The following is a 15,217-nucleotide window of genomic DNA, read 5'->3' as shown; positions in this document are numbered from 1 at the left end:
CGAAGGATCGCACGCCCCTTTGTCCAACGTTGAAGCCAGAGACGACTCCAGTCATTAGCGCAAGGAACACCATGTTGCGACGGATACCCGAAGATGCGCCCTTCGCAGTGCACGCAACATACTCGCTCGGCGAACTGGTCGATGTACCGGCTCGCAACCCACAGTGGCCGTGCTCGCTATCAACGAATTCTCCAATGGAAAGACCCTTCCGAGTCCGTAGATTCGCACGAGCGCTCGCCCACACGCTGACGAAAAAAAGCCGACAGGTCGTGTCGGCTGAAGGATTCTGGCTGTTCCGAAGGCCATGCCAGAACCTGTGCAGCGCAGATTATTGCACTGTCTGGCTCCCATGCGGATGGCATGCTGACACAGGGTTTACCCCGCTCAAAATATAAGAATGGATGCCGTTATACACGTTGACTTCATTCAAACCCTTGCGGCGGGTCGAACATGAAACGGCAAACGTTTGCCCAAAAACTGTGGCTGCCATTGCTCCCAAACCTCGTCTGTTTGACCGCCATCAAGGGATTCGACGTATGGCTGTTGCACCAGGCGCATCGAACGAACAGAGCGTCGATACCCGGGCGCGATCACGCGCTTCAAGGCGGCCAAGACACACACTTCAAGATGCTTCGGGCTGACACCCTTATCTGCCCGCTGAGGAAAGTTCAACATGTTCGACGCCGAAATTGCCGCGACGCTCCTGAACCGATGGGACCGTAAACGCGCAAACCCAGGAGATCAGTCATCGCTGGACCTCTTGCAGGAAGGCAAGCTGCATTTCAGGCATGAAAGCGGCGATGTCCACATACATGGTACTGACGCAGACCGGCGTCTTCGCGTTGAATGCCTGACGTTCACCGACGGCTCCCGCGCCTTGCGCGTCACCGGCGTAGATGGACAAAGCGGCTGGACGCGTTGGACTGCTGCTGAGCCGGTGTGAAAGCGCGAAATGAGCACACGTACTCACCACCCGGTATCGATGGAGAAAGCCGATGTCGACATGGCCTAATCGCACCCTGGGTTGGCTCTTCGTCCTCACCTACGTCCTGATGGCGATATGGCTGAATTACCTGTAGCGGATGTTGTGTCACGTGTAGCGTGTGCCGCGTCCCAGCGGATGCCTGAGCGCCGTCGACGGTCGATCAGGATGATGGAAACAGCCACTGATCTCTTACGAATGAGGTGTCTGCTGCGACCCACGACAGCCCGTATGACATTCCGGATTTCAGAAGATCGAGGAAGGAGATAAACGTGAACATGGTGAAGACCGAGATTGGACAACTGGAGAAGGCACTGAATGCCCTGGTTTGTCGCCCACGACTTATCCGTCGCGACTACTGGATATCGCAGATCGAGTGCCTGCTGGCACGCCCCGGACTGTCGGTGCAGGACCGGCAACGACTCCGCGCGCTGCTCAACCTGCTCGGCACGCCCGTCGCGGGCTGTAGTGTCTCACTACAGCAGTGACCGGCGTCGTCATGTACGGCGAACGCGTCTATTGAGCTTTCGGAAATCATCATGTTTAACGAGTCGAAATACGTATCGCTAATGTACGAACAGGGCCTGGACCAGTGGACGCGTGCCTGGTACGGCGAAGCCATTGAAGCGGGATTTATCCGCCCGCACTATCATCCCGACCCCGCGACCATGCGGCGTCTTCGCGGCTATTTCGGCGCGGGCCTGTCGCCCTTCGAAGCCGCCCAGGCGTGCTTTGGCCGCAAGCACTAACGTAAGCCGACTATTGCCCCCCATCCGGTAGCCACATCTGCACGAAAGGCAGAAAGCGACCTGAACAGTCCAGCGAATTTCTCATCCACAACACTTGTCACGCCCGCATGAGCGCCACCTCGACCGGCATCTCACAAACACCACTACCCAGTCCAGACTTACACCGGCTGGCTAACATCTCACATCCCGCCCGTTCCTCAAGAGGTTGCACGGCTTCGTCGACAACGGATTTCGCGGCCACACCCCTGGCGGACCTGTCGAGGACATGCTGATGACGCGCACGCAGCCGGGCTGCAGCGAAGGCTGCGTTGTGTTGCCACCAGAAGTCATCACGGCGCTCAAAAACCTCTACATTGTTTCGAGCGCGCTCGCGCAGCGCGGCACTCACGCTCAGGAAATCCGGGATTCCCAATGGCGGGCAATGTTTCAACGGGCTCACGAGGCGAAGACGGCGCTCGACCAGCACGAGGGGAGAGCCGAAACGCATGCGATTGTGCTGCTTCGACAGATGACAAAGGCATGCCAGGGTCTCGTTGATCGGCACGCGGCCCGACAGGAGATTCCCTTCGCCGTGTGGCGCGAAGTGGGCAGGCTTGGGCACGATGCTTACGAGTGGGTCAACCTGAACGTACCCCGCCGCCGAGGCACCGACGCATGAATCCCGCACCGTTCAGGTCAGCGTACCGTGCCGGACTTAAAGCGGACCGGCTCACGTGAGGTGCAGAAGGTCAGCATCGCGATGACGATGACCTTGGCCATCGTTCTGAAATGACGAGTGTCGATCGGTGAACGAATACGACCCTGCGCGGCAAACCGGACGGGGTCGTGTTCCTGCAGGGGTCGGCGCTCACTCAGTGCGAATTCGGCAAGCCGCTGTCCAACTGGCGCTGCAGTTCTCGCACTTCGCGCTGCTGGGCGCGTAGCTGGTCTTGTGCGGCCGCTTTCTGCTGCGCGAGCACGGTCGCCTCGGCACGCGTCTGCTGCTGCTGACTGTTGACGATGCTCTGCTGCTGATGCGCCACATCGAGGTCGGCCTGCAGGCGGTTCGCCCGGTCTTGCGACAGCGCGATCATCCGCTCGGTGAACACCTTTTGCGCCTCGAGCCGCGTGCGGCGAATCTCGACATCCGATAGCTGCAACGTCTGGCGCACAAAATCCTTGTAGATCACGTCAGCACGCGTTGCGTCCTGCGTCTTGATGACGCGCCAGAAATTCTTCTGCTGGAACAGCGCGACGTAGTACGTCATCTCCTTGCCGTAAAACAGCAGGCTCGCGCCATAGCCGCCGTTGTACGTCGTGCGCAACTCGCTCAGGTCCGAACCACGGATCATCTGTTGCAGCTCGGCGACGTTGCCGGCGGCGGATTGCTTCGCCTCGTCGGCTGTCAACACACCGGCCTGCCCCTGCTGTTCCTGCGTCGTGGCCGGCAGTGCCGTCGCCGTGCCTGGTTGGGCAATGACGGCAGCGCGCGCGCCACTGTCCGGCAAAGTCTGCGCATCCACACCCTGCGCGGCCCCCACCGCGACGAGTGCGGTCATGGCGAGCTTCTGGGCAAAAGACAGTTTCATATGTTTGCCAACCTCTCATATCGATAGCAACGAGCAGGCAAAATCGCCAACCCCATCTGGTAAAGCGAACACCTGGTTACCTGTTAACGGCGATTGCTCGGGAACGTTGAGGTGACAAACGGGAGATTGACGGGAAAAACAGAAGTGTGTCGGGTTCGACTGGCGAGCGTTCGGGGAGCGTCAATCTCCCACAGTACTTCGCTATCACAACCCAGTTCGCGCCCGCCGTCGACGTCCTGGATGAACGCCTCCTCAAGAATGCGGCCCTCGGGCCGATAAGAACAAGGGAAGAGTCTCCTTTCGCAAGAGTGTTGAGTAAAAAGTTCCAATATGTATTGTTTGCGTGACCGTTCGTGCGTTGTCCTGCGTGTTCTGCACCTTGCGATGCTAGCCAGTGCCTGTGTGGCAGGATGGCCAGCCGACGCACGGCCTGCAACCGAACCCGTTCAGGATGGCAACCCTACGCAGCGTGCAGATGCGGATTTAGCAGCACTCCCGCTCGAAGACCTGATGCAGGTAACGGTCAGCACGGCCAGCCGGCTCGATCAGCCCATCTCCGATGCGCCTGCTGCTGTCGTCGTCTTGACGGCAAAGGACATCCGGGATTTTGGCTGGAGAACGCTCGCCGATGCCTTGGCCTCGCTGCCAGGGCTCTATGTCAGCTATGACCGCGACTACGCCTATCTCGGGGCGCGCGGCTTCCAGCGTCCAGGCGACTACAACAGCCGGTTCCTGCTTCTGGTTGACGGCGTGCGGATAAACGACGCCGTGTACGACCAGGCCCCGATCGGTACGGATTTCCCGGTCGACATGGACATGGTCGAGCGTATTGAATACGTGCCAGGCCCGGGGTCAGCGGTATATGGTTCAAACGCGCTGTTTGGCATCGTCAACGTGATTACCAAAACTGGGAAGACCCTTCAGGGGCCTCAGGTGGCGGTTGCCGCAGGCAGCTTCGGCGAGAAACGGGCGCGGGCAAGCTATGGCTGGCATGGCAGTAACGACGCAGACGTTGTGCTTTCGGCGAGCTCCTACGTCCGGAGCGGACAGGACCTCTACTACCCGGAATTCGACACAGCAGATCAGAATCATGGTGTCGCGCAAGGTTTGGACTACGACCGGGCCCAGGACTTCCTTGCAAAGTTTGCGTACGGGGATTTCGGGTTGAGCATGGCCTACGGGAACCGGACGAAGGGCGTGCCGAACGCCCCGTACGGAGCGATTTTCGACACGCCTTATAGCACCACCGATACCCACAGCTTTATCAACGGCTCGTTCCACCACGCTGTGAACGATGGGTTACAGGTTGCGGCCGAAGTCTACTGGGGGCGTTACGACTACCGTAGCCCGAGCCTTTACGCACCCGGGCCGGTGGAGAACGTCGACGGTGATCACGCGCTTTGGTACGGTGGCGACGTGCACGCGACCCTTACATCGATTCCGAAGAACAAAATGGTCTTTGGGGTGGACTACACACGCGACGCTCAGCGTGACCAGTACAACTACAACGTAGACCCGTATTCGCTACTTCTGAACGACCAGCGCAGCAGCAATCGGGAGGGCGTCTATGCCGAAGATGAATTGCAGTTACCGGCGAATTTTTCGCTGAATGCGGGGCTTCGCTATGACCAGGAAACCGTCTCGGGCCGGAATGTCAGCCCGCGACTGGCTCTTGAGTACAAGGCCTCCCCGAGAGACACGTTCAAGCTTGTCTATGGGCAAGCCTACCGGGCGCCCAACGCCTACGAGCTTTACTACGCGGTTCCGGGCGTCGGCGGACAGATGGCGAATCCCTCGCTAAAGGCTGAGCACATCACAACCAATGAATTCATATACGAACGACAGATCGGAAAATCCGGCCGCGCAACCCTTTCGTTGTTCCACTATGACATTCGCGACCTGATTTCAGAGACGACCGCGCCATCCGGGCTCTACATCTTCGAAAACGTGAATCGCGCGAACGCGAACGGCGCAGAACTGACCTATGAACAAAGATTCGCTGGTGATGCGAGGATACGCGCCAGTTACTCATGGCAGATCGCTCGCGACAGCAACTCCGGTGCAGTCCTGCAGAACTCACCCAGAAACCTGGCGAAGCTGAACCTCGTGCTGCCCGTCTTCGAAAACATTGCGCGGATTGGCACGGAGATTCGGTGCGTATCGAGTCGACTCGCGGAACAGAGGCATGCGGCTGGCTATTGCCTGGGAAATGTGACCGTCGGAAGCTCGCGTCTGATCACCCATGCAGACGTCTCTTTCTCTGTCTACAACGTCGCCAACGCGCGATATGCGGACCCCGCCGGCCCAGGCTTCACGCAGGACGTCATAGCGCAGCAAAGCCGGGAATTCCTGGTCAAGCTGGTGTACGGGTTCTGAAATGTCGTTCGCCCGCACCTTTTTCTATGCAAGCGCATGCACCTTCGTTATCTGGGTGCTTATAGCGGGATCGGTTCACGCGCAGGTGGATGAGTCGGCATTGAAGGCAGCTTATATATTCAACTTTACCCAGTTCACCACATGGCCCGTAGGAAGTCTGTCTGACACCACTCTCTTTGTCTGTGCGAACAGGGACAGCGATCTTGGCACCGCGCTCTCGAAACTCGACGGGCGACCTGTTGGCGGCCATGCGTGGTCCGTAATTCCCATGCCGTCCAGGAGCGGCCAGGACAGATGCAATGTCATCGTGCTCGAAGGCGAGGAGCAAATGTCTCATGCGGTGAAAGACGTTGTCTCGTCGGATCAGCCGATTTTGGTCATCAGCAACTTTGACACCGGCGACCACACTGCGGTCATCCGTCTGTTCACTGAGGAAAATCATCTCCGTTTCGACATAGAGAATCAGCAGGCGCTGCGCCGACATCTGTCGCTCAGTTCCAAGCTGCTCCGCCTTGCAAGGAATGTCTTATGACGTCTCATGAGGAACAGACACCAAGTCTGACGCGCGCCCTGGGGCGCGTGAATATCGTTGGTATCGCAATCGCCCTGCTGATTTCCAGCGCAGGGCTGCTGGCCTACCAGGCGCTGTCGTTACGCGCCGCTCTCCTGGCGGACGCACGTTTGCAGGCAGCTATGGTCTCAGCAAATATCACCGCGTCGCTGATGTTTCACGACGATCAGACAACCCGCGAGATACTTCGACCACTTAGCAACGTGCCGTATGTGAAGAGCGTCGCGGTGTTTAACGCGCAAGGCAGTGTCCACGCGCGGTACGCCAGAGCGGGAATCTCGGCACCCGAGGCGAACGAAGCGGCGCTCGCAAGCAATTTCGCGCCGGAACACTTTTCCCTGAAAGATATTTTTGTCGCCTATCCGGTCATCCAGGGCGGGGAAGTCCTTGGTACCGTCGTGCTTGTCGCGAGCACTGAAGGCATGGTTCGAGAGCTTTGGCAATATGCCGGCTTTCTCCTGGCAGCTTGCATCTGCGCGCTCTGCGTATCGTCCATCGTCACGTCGCGCATGAAAGCGCGCGTCGTAAAGGCAGAGAGGGAACTCGAATACCTCGCGCGTACAGACCCTCTCACGGACTTGCCAAACCGCCGGGCATTCTACGACGAACTGGCGGCCCGCCTGCTACCGTGGGGCGGTGGCTGGACGCACGTGACGCTGGTGTTGGTTGACCTCGATAACTTCAAGACTGTTAACGACACCCTGGGGCATGGCGCGGGAGACGAACTGCTGCGTTCCGTCGCTTCCGCTCTACGCGACGCCGTGCGCCCGACAGACGTTGTCAGCCGCATTGGAGGTGACGAATTTGCAGTGCTTGCTGTCGACGACGCCGACCGCGCCGGTAGCCGTAGCACGGCCGAGCGCATAACCAACGTCCTGGCTCGGCCGTTCGAGCTGCATGGCGGCAGCGTTCCGGTGACGGCAAGTGTCGGATTCAGCCGGTTCCCCGACGATGCGACCGACGTTGCATCACTCGTCAGCAGCGCAGACCTTGCTTTGTACGCTGCAAAAAGCGGGGGGAAGAACGTCGCTGTCGAGTTCAGGCCGCAGATGACGAAGGAGGCTCAGCGTCGCGCCTGGCTTGAGCGCGAACTGCGGGGAGCGATTGAATGCGAGGCGCTTGAGTTGGCCTACCAACCTCAATTCGATTGCCAGACAGGACAACTTGTTGGCGTAGAGGCGCTTGCGCGATGGACCCACTCATCGGAAGGCAGCATTTCGCCGGCAGAATTTATCCCGATCGCGGAGAACAGTGATCTCATCGTTACACTGGGGAGATGGGTTATGCGGCGCGCCTGTCACGATGCCGCACAATGGAATGCCAACGCGAGCAATGCCGCAAGTGTCTCGGTGAACGTATCTGCAAGGCAACTTCGACAGCCTGGATTTCAGCACGATGTTCTTGAGGCGCTAAAAGATAGTGGTCTACCCCCCGGCATGCTGGAACTTGAGCTTACCGAAAGCCTGCTCATGGCCAACATGTCAGTCGCGGTGAACGTGATGAGGCAACTGCGCGCCCATGGTATCCGCCTGTCCATCGACGATTTTGGGACCGGTTATTCTTCCCTGTCCTATCTGCAGTCATTTCCGCTCAACCAGATCAAGATAGACCGCGGCTTCGTCAAGGCACTGCCACACGCAGGACAGCCGATCGTTACCGCCATTATCTCGATGGCACACAGCTTTGGCCTCACGGTCGTCGCTGAAGGAGTTGAATACCCTGCGCAGCTCGCCTGGTTGTCAGAGGCGGGATGTGACGTTGTTCAGGGCTTTCTGACTGGCCGTCCGATGTCGTTCGCGGGAATAGCGGAGGCCATGCGCGAAAGTGATGGGGCCGCCGTCGTTTCCGAAAGCGGCTGACATTTCTCCTGACTAAGCGGGGTGATCCAGGCGCGCTCCCGGCAAGAGACTATTGCGTCCTCAATACGACTCACCGAACGGTGACCGGCCTCGCGCCCCCTGCATCAGCCAGCCGGTCAGTTAAGCGTCAACTACGCCTCACTTGCGCTTCAATTGCGAGAGGTCCCGCACGGCGCCACGGTCCGCAGAGGTCGCCAGCGCCGCATAGGCCTGCAACGCTTGCGACACCACGCGTTCACGATCCACCGGCATCCACGCCTTGTCACCACGAGCCTCCATAGCCTCGCGGCGGCGCGCCAATTCCTCGCCTGACACCACCAGGTGCATCTTGCGCCTGGGAATGTCGATCTCGATCACATCGCCATCTTCCACCAGACCGATCGTGCCGCCTTCGGCTGCTTCCGGCGACGCATGCCCGATCACGAGCCCTGACGAACCGCCGGAGAAACGGCCATCGGTGAACAGCGCACAGGTCTTGCCCAGGCCTTTGGACTTCAGATACGAGGTGGGGTACAGCATTTCCTGCATGCCCGGACCGCCTTTCGGACCTTCGTAACGGATCACGACCACGTCGCCCGCCACCACCTTATCGCCCAGAATGGCGTCGACAGCGTCGTCCTGGCTCTCGAAGACGCGCGCACGCCCGGAGAAGATCCACTGCGATTCGTCGACACCCGCAGTCTTGACGATGCAGCCCTTCCCCGCGAGGTTGCCGTAGAGCACGGCGAGGCCGCCGTCTTTCGAATACGCGTCCTGCTTGCTGCGGATACAGCCGGTCTTGCGGTCGGTATCCAGCGACGCGAACGTGGCTTCCTGGCTGAACGCGACAGTGGTCGGAATGCCGCCCGGGGCCGCACGGAAGAACTTCTGCGCTTCTTCACCAGCGCCTCCGGCGACGTCCCATTTGGCGATGGCATTGCCCAGCGTGCCGCTATGCACGTTGCCGCACGACAGGTCCAGCAGATCCGCACGGGCCAGTTCACCGAGAATGCCGAGGATGCCGCCGGCACGGTGCACGTCTTCGATATGATATTTGTCGGTGGCGGGCGCCGCTTTGCACAGGCAGGGCACTTTGCGCGAGATACGGTCGATGTCGGACATCGTGAAATCGACGCCGGCTTCCTGCGCCGCCGCCAGCAGGTGCAGCACAGTATTGGTCGAACCGCCCATGGCCACGTCGAGCGCCATGGCGTTCTCGAATGCCTGCTTGCTGGCGATGCTGCGCGGCAGGACCGACACGTCTTCTTCCTGATAGTAGCGGCGGCACAGGTCCACCACGAGGCGCCCGGCCTGTTCGAACAGGCCCTTGCGCCATGCATGCGTGGCGACGATCGTGCCGTTGCCCGGCAACGCCAGACCGATCGCCTCGGTCAGGCAATTCATCGAGTTCGCGGTGAACATGCCCGAGCAGGAACCGCACGTCGGGCAGGCGCTGCGCTCGACTTCGGCCACTTCAGCGTCGCTGATCTTGGGGTCCGCCGCCTTGATCATCGCGTCGATCAGATCGATCTTGGCGATCACCTGGCCGTCCGTCGGCGATTTGACCTTGCCCGCTTCCATCGGACCGCCGGACACGAATACGACCGGAATGTTCAGGCGCATGGCGGCCATCAGCATGCCCGGGGTGATCTTGTCGCAATTGGAGATGCAGACCATGGCGTCGGCGCAGTGCGCGTTGACCATGTATTCCACCGAGTCGGCGATCAGCTCGCGCGAAGGCAGCGAATACAGCATGCCGCCGTGGCCCATGGCAATGCCGTCGTCCACCGCGATGGTGTTGAATTCCTTGGCCACACCGCCAGCCGCTTCGATTTCCTTCGCGACCAGCGCGCCCAGGTCGCGAAGATGCACATGACCCGGCACGAACTGGGTGAACGAGTTCACCACCGCGATGATCGGCTTGCCGAAATCGTCGTCTTTCATTCCGGTGGCGCGCCACAGGGCGCGGGCGCCGGCCATATTGCGGCCATGAGTCGATGTGCGTGAGCGATAGTGCGGCATGATCTTTCTCGAACGGGTTTAGCGGGGAGGTTGTTTTCTGGAGGCGGCCTTCGCGGGCGCGACGAATTATAGCAACGCCGCCCTGTCAAACCGCCGCCAGACAGCCCTAAGTGCCTCGCCAAACGGCCTATGCCATCCGGCCCAGGCGACGTGGGCGCGCGCGTGGCGTAAAATACGCGCTTTCTTCGAAAAATTCCGCCAACATGACGCTCGCCTCCACTCAAGAGATCATTGCCGAACTGAAAGCAGGCCGGATGGTGATCCTCGTCGACGAAGAAGACCGCGAAAACGAGGGCGACCTCGTGATCGCCGCCGAATTCGTCACGCCGGAAGCGATCAACTTCATGGCACGCTACGGCCGCGGCCTGATTTGTCTGACACTCACGCAGGAACGCTGCAAGCTGCTGAACCTGCCGCTCATGACCTATCGCAACGGCACGCAGTACGGCACGGCGTTCACCGTCAGCATCGAAGCAGCCGAAGGCGTGACCACAGGCATCTCGGCGGCCGACCGCGCCCGCACGATCGCCGTGGCGGTCGCACCGGACACCAAGGCCGAACACATTGTGCAGCCGGGACACGTGTTCCCGATCATGGCGCAGCCCGGCGGCGTGCTGGTGCGCGCCGGCCATACCGAGGCCGGCTGCGACTTCACGGCGCTGGCAGGCCTCACGCCGGCCGCGGTGATCTGCGAAGTCATCAAGGACGACGGCACGATGGCGCGCCTGCCGGACCTGATGGAATTCGCCAAAGAGCACGATCTGAAGATCGGCACGATCGCGGATCTGATTCACTACCGCAGCCGCACGGAATCGATCGTCGAGCGCATTTGCGAACGCACCATGCAAACCGCGCACGGCGCGTTTCGCGCGGTGATGTATCTCGACCAGCCGAGCGGCCAGCCGCATATCGCGCTGGTGCGCGGCACGCCGAACCCGGAACACGACACCCCGGTGCGCGTGCACGAGCCGCTGTCCATGCTGGATCTGCTCGAAGTCGGCAAATCGACTCACTCATGGACGCTGGATGCGGCGATGAAAGAGATCGCCCAGCGCGACCTCGGTGTGATCGTGCTCCTGAACTGCGGCGATTCGAAGGAACATCTGGTCGACGTTTTCAAGGCGTTCGACTCGAAGGAAAAAGCCGAGGCGCTCAAACGCCGGCCGGTCGACTTCAAGACATACGGCATCGGTGCGCAGATCCTGCGTGAGCTGGGTGTCGGCAAGATGCAGGTGCTGTCGAACCCGCGCAAGCTGGGCAGCATGTCGGGCTACGGCCTCGAAGTCACCGGCTTCGTACCCATGCCGGGCAGCACCGCACAGGCTCCGCAACAAGGCTGATCCGACCATTCACGCGCTTTAGCGCCAACTCAAAACACTACGGAATTCACATGGAAATCGGACAATACCAACCGAATCTCGACGGCGACGGACTGCGTATCGGCATCGTCCAGGCGCGTTTTAACGAACCCGTCTGCAACGGTCTCGCGGATTCGTGCATCGAAGAACTCGAACGCCTCGGCGTGACCGGCGAAGACGTGCTGCTGGTCACCGTGCCGGGCGCGCTGGAAATCCCGCTGGCGCTGCAAAAGCTTGCCGAAAGCGCGCAATTCGACGCACTGATCGCGCTGGGCGCGGTGATTCGCGGCGAGACGTACCACTTCGAACTGGTGTCGAACGAAAGCGGCGCGGGCATCACCCGCATCGGCCTCGACTTCGGCATCCCGGTCGCGAACGCTGTGCTGACCACCGAAAACGACGAACAAGCCGTCGCGCGCATGACCGAGAAGGGTCGTGACGCAGCGCGCGTGGCCGTCGAAATGGCGAACCTCTCGGTCGCGCTCGAACAGCTCGGCGGTGACGACGAGGAAGAAGACGAAGAAGAGGAAGAGGCATGAAGAGCGCACGCCGACGCTCCCGCGAACTGGCCACGCAGGGGCTTTACCAGTGGCTGCTGTCGGGTTCGCCCGGCGGTGAAATCGACGCGCAGTTGCGCGGCGCGCAGGGCTTCGACAAGGCCGACCACGAACATCTGGACGCCATCCTGCACGGCGTGATCCGCGATTCGGAAGCGCTCTCCGCGGACATCGCACCGTGCCTCGACCGCCCGATCGACCAGCTTTCGCCGGTCGAACGCGCCGTGCTGCTGGTCGCCGCGTTCGAGTTGAAGAATCACGTCGATATCCCCTATCGCGTGGTCATCAATGAAGCGGTCGAACTCGCCAAGACGTTTGGCGGCGCGGACGGCTACAAGTACGTGAACGGCGTGCTGGATAAGCTGTCGGCGCAATTGCGCGCGGCCGAAACGCAGGCGGCTCGCAAGCATTGAGCGTGAGGTGGGGCGAGCGCGCCATGCGCCGTCCCGCTTTTGCTTCTGAACTGGATTTGATCGTATGAACTCCGTGACCGAACCCTTGGTGCGGCTTGCTGCCCGCGTCGACGCCATCCAGCCTTTCTATGTGATGGAACTGGCCAAGGAAGCCGCGCTGCTCGAGCGCGAAGGGCGCGACATCATCCACATGGGAATCGGCGAACCCGATTTCACCGCGCCCGAGCCGGTCATCGAAGCGGCCGCGAGCGCCCTGCGCCGCGGCGTCACGCAATACACGAACGCACTTGGCCTGCACGCGCTGCGCGAAGCGATCTCGGCGCATTACGCTGAGTTCTACGGCGTCAGCGTCGATCCTGCGCGGATCGTCGTCACCGCCGGCGCGTCTGCCGCGCTGCTGCTGGCTTGCGCGGCGCTAGTCGATCGCGACGATGAAGTACTGATGCCCGACCCGTGCTACCCGTGCAACCGCCACTTCGTGATCGCAGCGGAAGGCAAACCGGTGATGGTGCCGAGCGGGCCGGCCGAACGCTTCCAGCTAACCGCCGCCGACGTCGAGCGCCTGTGGAACGAGCACACCCGCGGCGTGCTGCTGGCGTCGCCGTCTAACCCGACGGGCACGTCGATCGAACCGGCTGAGCTCGAACGCATCGTCAAGACCGTGCGGGCGCGTGGCGGCTTTACGATCGTCGACGAGATCTACCAGGGCCTGAGCTACGACGCGAAGCCCGTCTCGGCGCTCTCGTTCGGTGACGACGTCATCACCGTCAACAGCTTCTCGAAGTACTTCAACATGACTGGCTGGCGTTTGGGCTGGCTGGTAGTGCCGCCTGGCATGGTCGGTGCGTTCGAAAAGCTCGCGCAAAACCTGTTCATCTGCGCGTCGGCGCTCGCGCAGCATGCGGCGCTGGCCTGCTTCGAACCGGAAACGATCGCCATCTATGAAGCGCGCCGCCTCGAATTCAAGCGCCGCCGCGACTTCATTGTGCCGGCGCTCGAATCGCTGGGGTTCTCAGTGCCGGTGATGCCGGACGGCGCGTTCTACGTGTACGCCGATTGCCGCACGGTCGCGCATCCGGCGGCCGGAGACAGCGCGGCGCTCACCAAAGCGATGCTGCACGACGCGGGCGTGGTGTTGGTGCCGGGCATGGACTTCGGCACGCACGCGCCGAAAGACTACATCCGGCTATCGTATGCCACCGCCCTGCCGAAGCTGGAAGAAGCGGTCGAGCGGCTGGCGAAGCTTTTCGGACGGCACTGACTGGATAGAGGCGCCACTGAACCGCTCTGCGGCTTTGCGTGCCTGAAGGGCTGCTCGGCGAGGCCGGGTTGCACAATGCCTGTGACACACGCCTCACGGCCGCGCACGTCACTACAGACGAAAGCCGCAAAAGAAAAAGGACACTCTCGGGTGTCCTTTTTTGTATCGGCCGCTCCCGGGCCAGGCGAACCGGGTTAAGTCAACCTCAAGCGCCCAACTCCGAAGCCGATGCCACATGCTTGGTCGCATTGGAACTAGCGTCGTCCTGCTCGGACACCGGCGTCTTCACCGGCGCCGCCGAGCTCAGCGGATGACCAGCATCGAGCGTCATCTGCACGCGCTTGCCGCTAGTCGATGCCGCCGCAGCCGTAGTCGTGTTCGACGCCGTCAAAACCGGCGCCTGCGGTGCGTTGATCGGCACCTTGCGGCCGCGCGCCACATCGCGCAGGCGGCCACGCTCGGCCATAACCTTGGCGCCGTAGCCGCCGTCGTCCTGCGAAGTGGAGCCGACGTAGAGACGCAGACCGCCCGGCAGCGAACCGCCGCGTGCGATGCAATCCTTCAGCACCAGCGCCCCCACCTTGATGTTCGCAACCGGTTCAAGCGCCGCGCTCTGGCCGCCGAAATACTGGAACTTGTCCGAGTGAACCTTGGACATCACCTGCATCAGGCCTTGCGCGCCCACGCCGCTCTCGGCGTACGGGTTGAAGCCCGATTCGATTGCCATCACGGACAGCAGGAGAAGCGGGTCGAGATCGACTTCGCGGCCGGTGTCGAACGCGGCCTTCACGAGCTCGCTAACGGGTCCCTGAGCGACGCGATAACGCCGAGCCAGGTACGACGAGACCAGATCCTGCTCGCGGGTCGAAACCAGCACACGATCGTCGCGTGCATCGGCCGTGACGCGCTGCGCCGGGATCAGCCGTGCCAGCGCGGAGACGCTCTGCATGGTGCGCGGGTCGAGGCCGTTCAGTGCAGCCACGCCCATACCGGACGTGCCGGTGCCGTCGAAGGCGCCGTCGTAGCTGGTATTGCTGGCGGTGACGCCATTGTTGCCGTTGTTCGCACCGCTCGCGGCGTCGCTACCGGTCGAATTCGCGGACAGCGAATCGTCAGAGGACGCGCCAGGGGGCCCGAAAGCCGGCAGCGGGTGGCCCTGCAGCAGACGGGCGGGACCGGCTTGCACAGCGGCGGAAATGACCGGCATCAGCTTGGCGGCAAGGGTGCCGCGCAAAGCTGGCATCAGCCACAGCGTAACGGCCAGCACGACGGCGATACCACCGACGATGCTGAACAGGTGATGACTCATTCGCGTCCCGCGACGCAACGCACCACGCACAACTTGCGCGATACGCTCATCGGGACGCCACGATAACCAGGCGTTCATTCAGATCTCCCATGTTGCATGATCCGCGAACTCCGCCAGTTGAACAGGCGGTAACACACATTCGCAGAGTCAAGACATCGCGCGCTCTGTCTGGTTAGGGCAGCAGCGACGTCGGGAAAACGGTACATACCGTTT

The 15,217-nt window shown here is 61.4% G+C and carries 15 protein-coding genes; 11 read left to right on the top strand and 4 right to left on the bottom strand.

All coding sequences use genetic code 11. The features are described from left to right. Nucleotides 1–426: 426 nt before the first annotated feature. On the bottom strand, nucleotides 427–675 hold the full coding sequence (locus tag M0D64_RS16075) for a hypothetical protein (RefSeq protein WP_266258431.1): 249 nt from the start codon (nucleotides 673–675) through the stop codon (nucleotides 427–429). Here M0D64_RS16075 and M0D64_RS16070 point away from each other — a divergent pair. From M0D64_RS16070 to M0D64_RS16055, 4 genes are all read left to right on the top strand, one after another. Further along, nucleotides 674–943 carry a hypothetical protein gene (locus M0D64_RS16070; RefSeq protein ID WP_266258430.1) on the top strand — a complete coding sequence of 90 codons (270 nt, stop codon included), beginning with the start codon at nucleotides 674–676 and terminating at the stop codon, nucleotides 941–943. The genes M0D64_RS16075 and M0D64_RS16070 overlap by 2 nt on opposite strands. 317 nt (nucleotides 944–1,260) lie before the next feature. Continuing rightward, nucleotides 1,261–1,470, top strand: coding sequence for a hypothetical protein (locus tag M0D64_RS16065; protein WP_154566951.1), 210 nt, complete (start codon nucleotides 1,261–1,263; stop codon nucleotides 1,468–1,470). A 51-nt stretch (nucleotides 1,471–1,521) separates the two neighbouring features. After that, a complete protein-coding gene (locus tag M0D64_RS16060; RefSeq protein ID WP_233465180.1) occupies nucleotides 1,522–1,731 on the top strand; it encodes a hypothetical protein in 210 nt (69 codons plus the stop codon). A gap of 265 nt (nucleotides 1,732–1,996) precedes the next feature. Then, nucleotides 1,997–2,389, top strand: a complete 393-nt coding sequence (locus M0D64_RS16055) for a hypothetical protein (RefSeq protein ID WP_266258429.1) — start codon at nucleotides 1,997–1,999, stop codon at nucleotides 2,387–2,389. A 193-nt stretch (nucleotides 2,390–2,582) separates the two neighbouring features. Here M0D64_RS16055 and M0D64_RS16050 read toward each other — a convergent pair whose 3' ends face one another. Then, nucleotides 2,583–3,299 carry a DUF2968 domain-containing protein gene (locus M0D64_RS16050; RefSeq protein ID WP_266258428.1) on the bottom strand — a complete coding sequence of 239 codons (717 nt, stop codon included), beginning with the start codon at nucleotides 3,297–3,299 and terminating at the stop codon, nucleotides 2,583–2,585. Between the two features lie 510 nt (nucleotides 3,300–3,809). Here M0D64_RS16050 and M0D64_RS16045 point away from each other — a divergent pair. Genes M0D64_RS16045 through M0D64_RS16035 form a run of 3 tightly spaced genes read left to right on the top strand, consistent with a single transcriptional unit; the run spans nucleotide 3,810 to nucleotide 8,105 of the window. After that, nucleotides 3,810–5,675, top strand: coding sequence for a TonB-dependent siderophore receptor (locus M0D64_RS16045; RefSeq protein ID WP_266258427.1), 1,866 nt, complete (start codon nucleotides 3,810–3,812; stop codon nucleotides 5,673–5,675). Between the two features lies 1 nt (nucleotide 5,676). Continuing rightward, the gene (locus tag M0D64_RS16040) at nucleotides 5,677–6,207 is read left to right on the top strand and encodes a YfiR family protein (protein ID WP_266258425.1); all 531 of its coding nucleotides are present in this window, start codon (nucleotides 5,677–5,679) and stop codon (nucleotides 6,205–6,207) included. After that, nucleotides 6,204–8,105 (top strand): EAL domain-containing protein, encoded by a 1,902-nt coding sequence (locus M0D64_RS16035; protein WP_266258423.1) that lies wholly within the window; start codon nucleotides 6,204–6,206, stop codon nucleotides 8,103–8,105. Before M0D64_RS16040 ends, M0D64_RS16035 begins: the two co-directional genes overlap by 4 nt. A gap of 138 nt (nucleotides 8,106–8,243) precedes the next feature. On the opposite strand, the gene ilvD is transcribed toward M0D64_RS16035, so the two are convergent. Further along, a complete protein-coding gene (ilvD, locus tag M0D64_RS16030; RefSeq protein WP_266258422.1) occupies nucleotides 8,244–10,106 on the bottom strand; it encodes a dihydroxy-acid dehydratase in 1,863 nt (620 codons plus the stop codon). Between the two features lie 203 nt (nucleotides 10,107–10,309). Between ilvD and ribBA the strand changes: the two genes are divergently transcribed. From ribBA to M0D64_RS16010, 4 genes are all read left to right on the top strand, one after another. Further along, nucleotides 10,310–11,446, top strand: coding sequence for a bifunctional 3,4-dihydroxy-2-butanone-4-phosphate synthase/GTP cyclohydrolase II (gene ribBA, locus M0D64_RS16025; protein WP_154560908.1), 1,137 nt, complete (start codon nucleotides 10,310–10,312; stop codon nucleotides 11,444–11,446). A gap of 50 nt (nucleotides 11,447–11,496) precedes the next feature. Further along, nucleotides 11,497–12,003: a 6,7-dimethyl-8-ribityllumazine synthase gene (gene ribH / locus M0D64_RS16020; protein WP_054037335.1), complete on the top strand. Its 507-nt coding sequence runs from the start codon at nucleotides 11,497–11,499 to the stop codon at nucleotides 12,001–12,003. After that, on the top strand, nucleotides 12,000–12,434 hold the full coding sequence (nusB, locus tag M0D64_RS16015) for a transcription antitermination factor NusB (protein ID WP_054037337.1): 435 nt from the start codon (nucleotides 12,000–12,002) through the stop codon (nucleotides 12,432–12,434). Before ribH ends, nusB begins: the two co-directional genes overlap by 4 nt. A 64-nt stretch (nucleotides 12,435–12,498) precedes the next feature. Then, nucleotides 12,499–13,695, top strand: a complete 1,197-nt coding sequence (locus M0D64_RS16010; RefSeq protein WP_266258421.1) for a pyridoxal phosphate-dependent aminotransferase — start codon at nucleotides 12,499–12,501, stop codon at nucleotides 13,693–13,695. A 205-nt stretch (nucleotides 13,696–13,900) separates the two neighbouring features. On the opposite strand, the gene M0D64_RS16005 is transcribed toward M0D64_RS16010, so the two are convergent. Further along, on the bottom strand, nucleotides 13,901–15,082 hold the full coding sequence (locus M0D64_RS16005) for a lytic transglycosylase domain-containing protein (protein WP_266258420.1): 1,182 nt from the start codon (nucleotides 15,080–15,082) through the stop codon (nucleotides 13,901–13,903). Nucleotides 15,083–15,217: the final 135 nt, after the last annotated feature.

This window comes from Paraburkholderia sp. WS6, assembly GCF_030464835.1.
Classification (GTDB): Bacteria; Pseudomonadota; Gammaproteobacteria; order Burkholderiales; family Burkholderiaceae; genus Paraburkholderia; species Paraburkholderia madseniana.
Note: the sequence above shows the minus strand (reverse complement) of the source record. Positions and strands in the feature narration are given on the sequence as shown.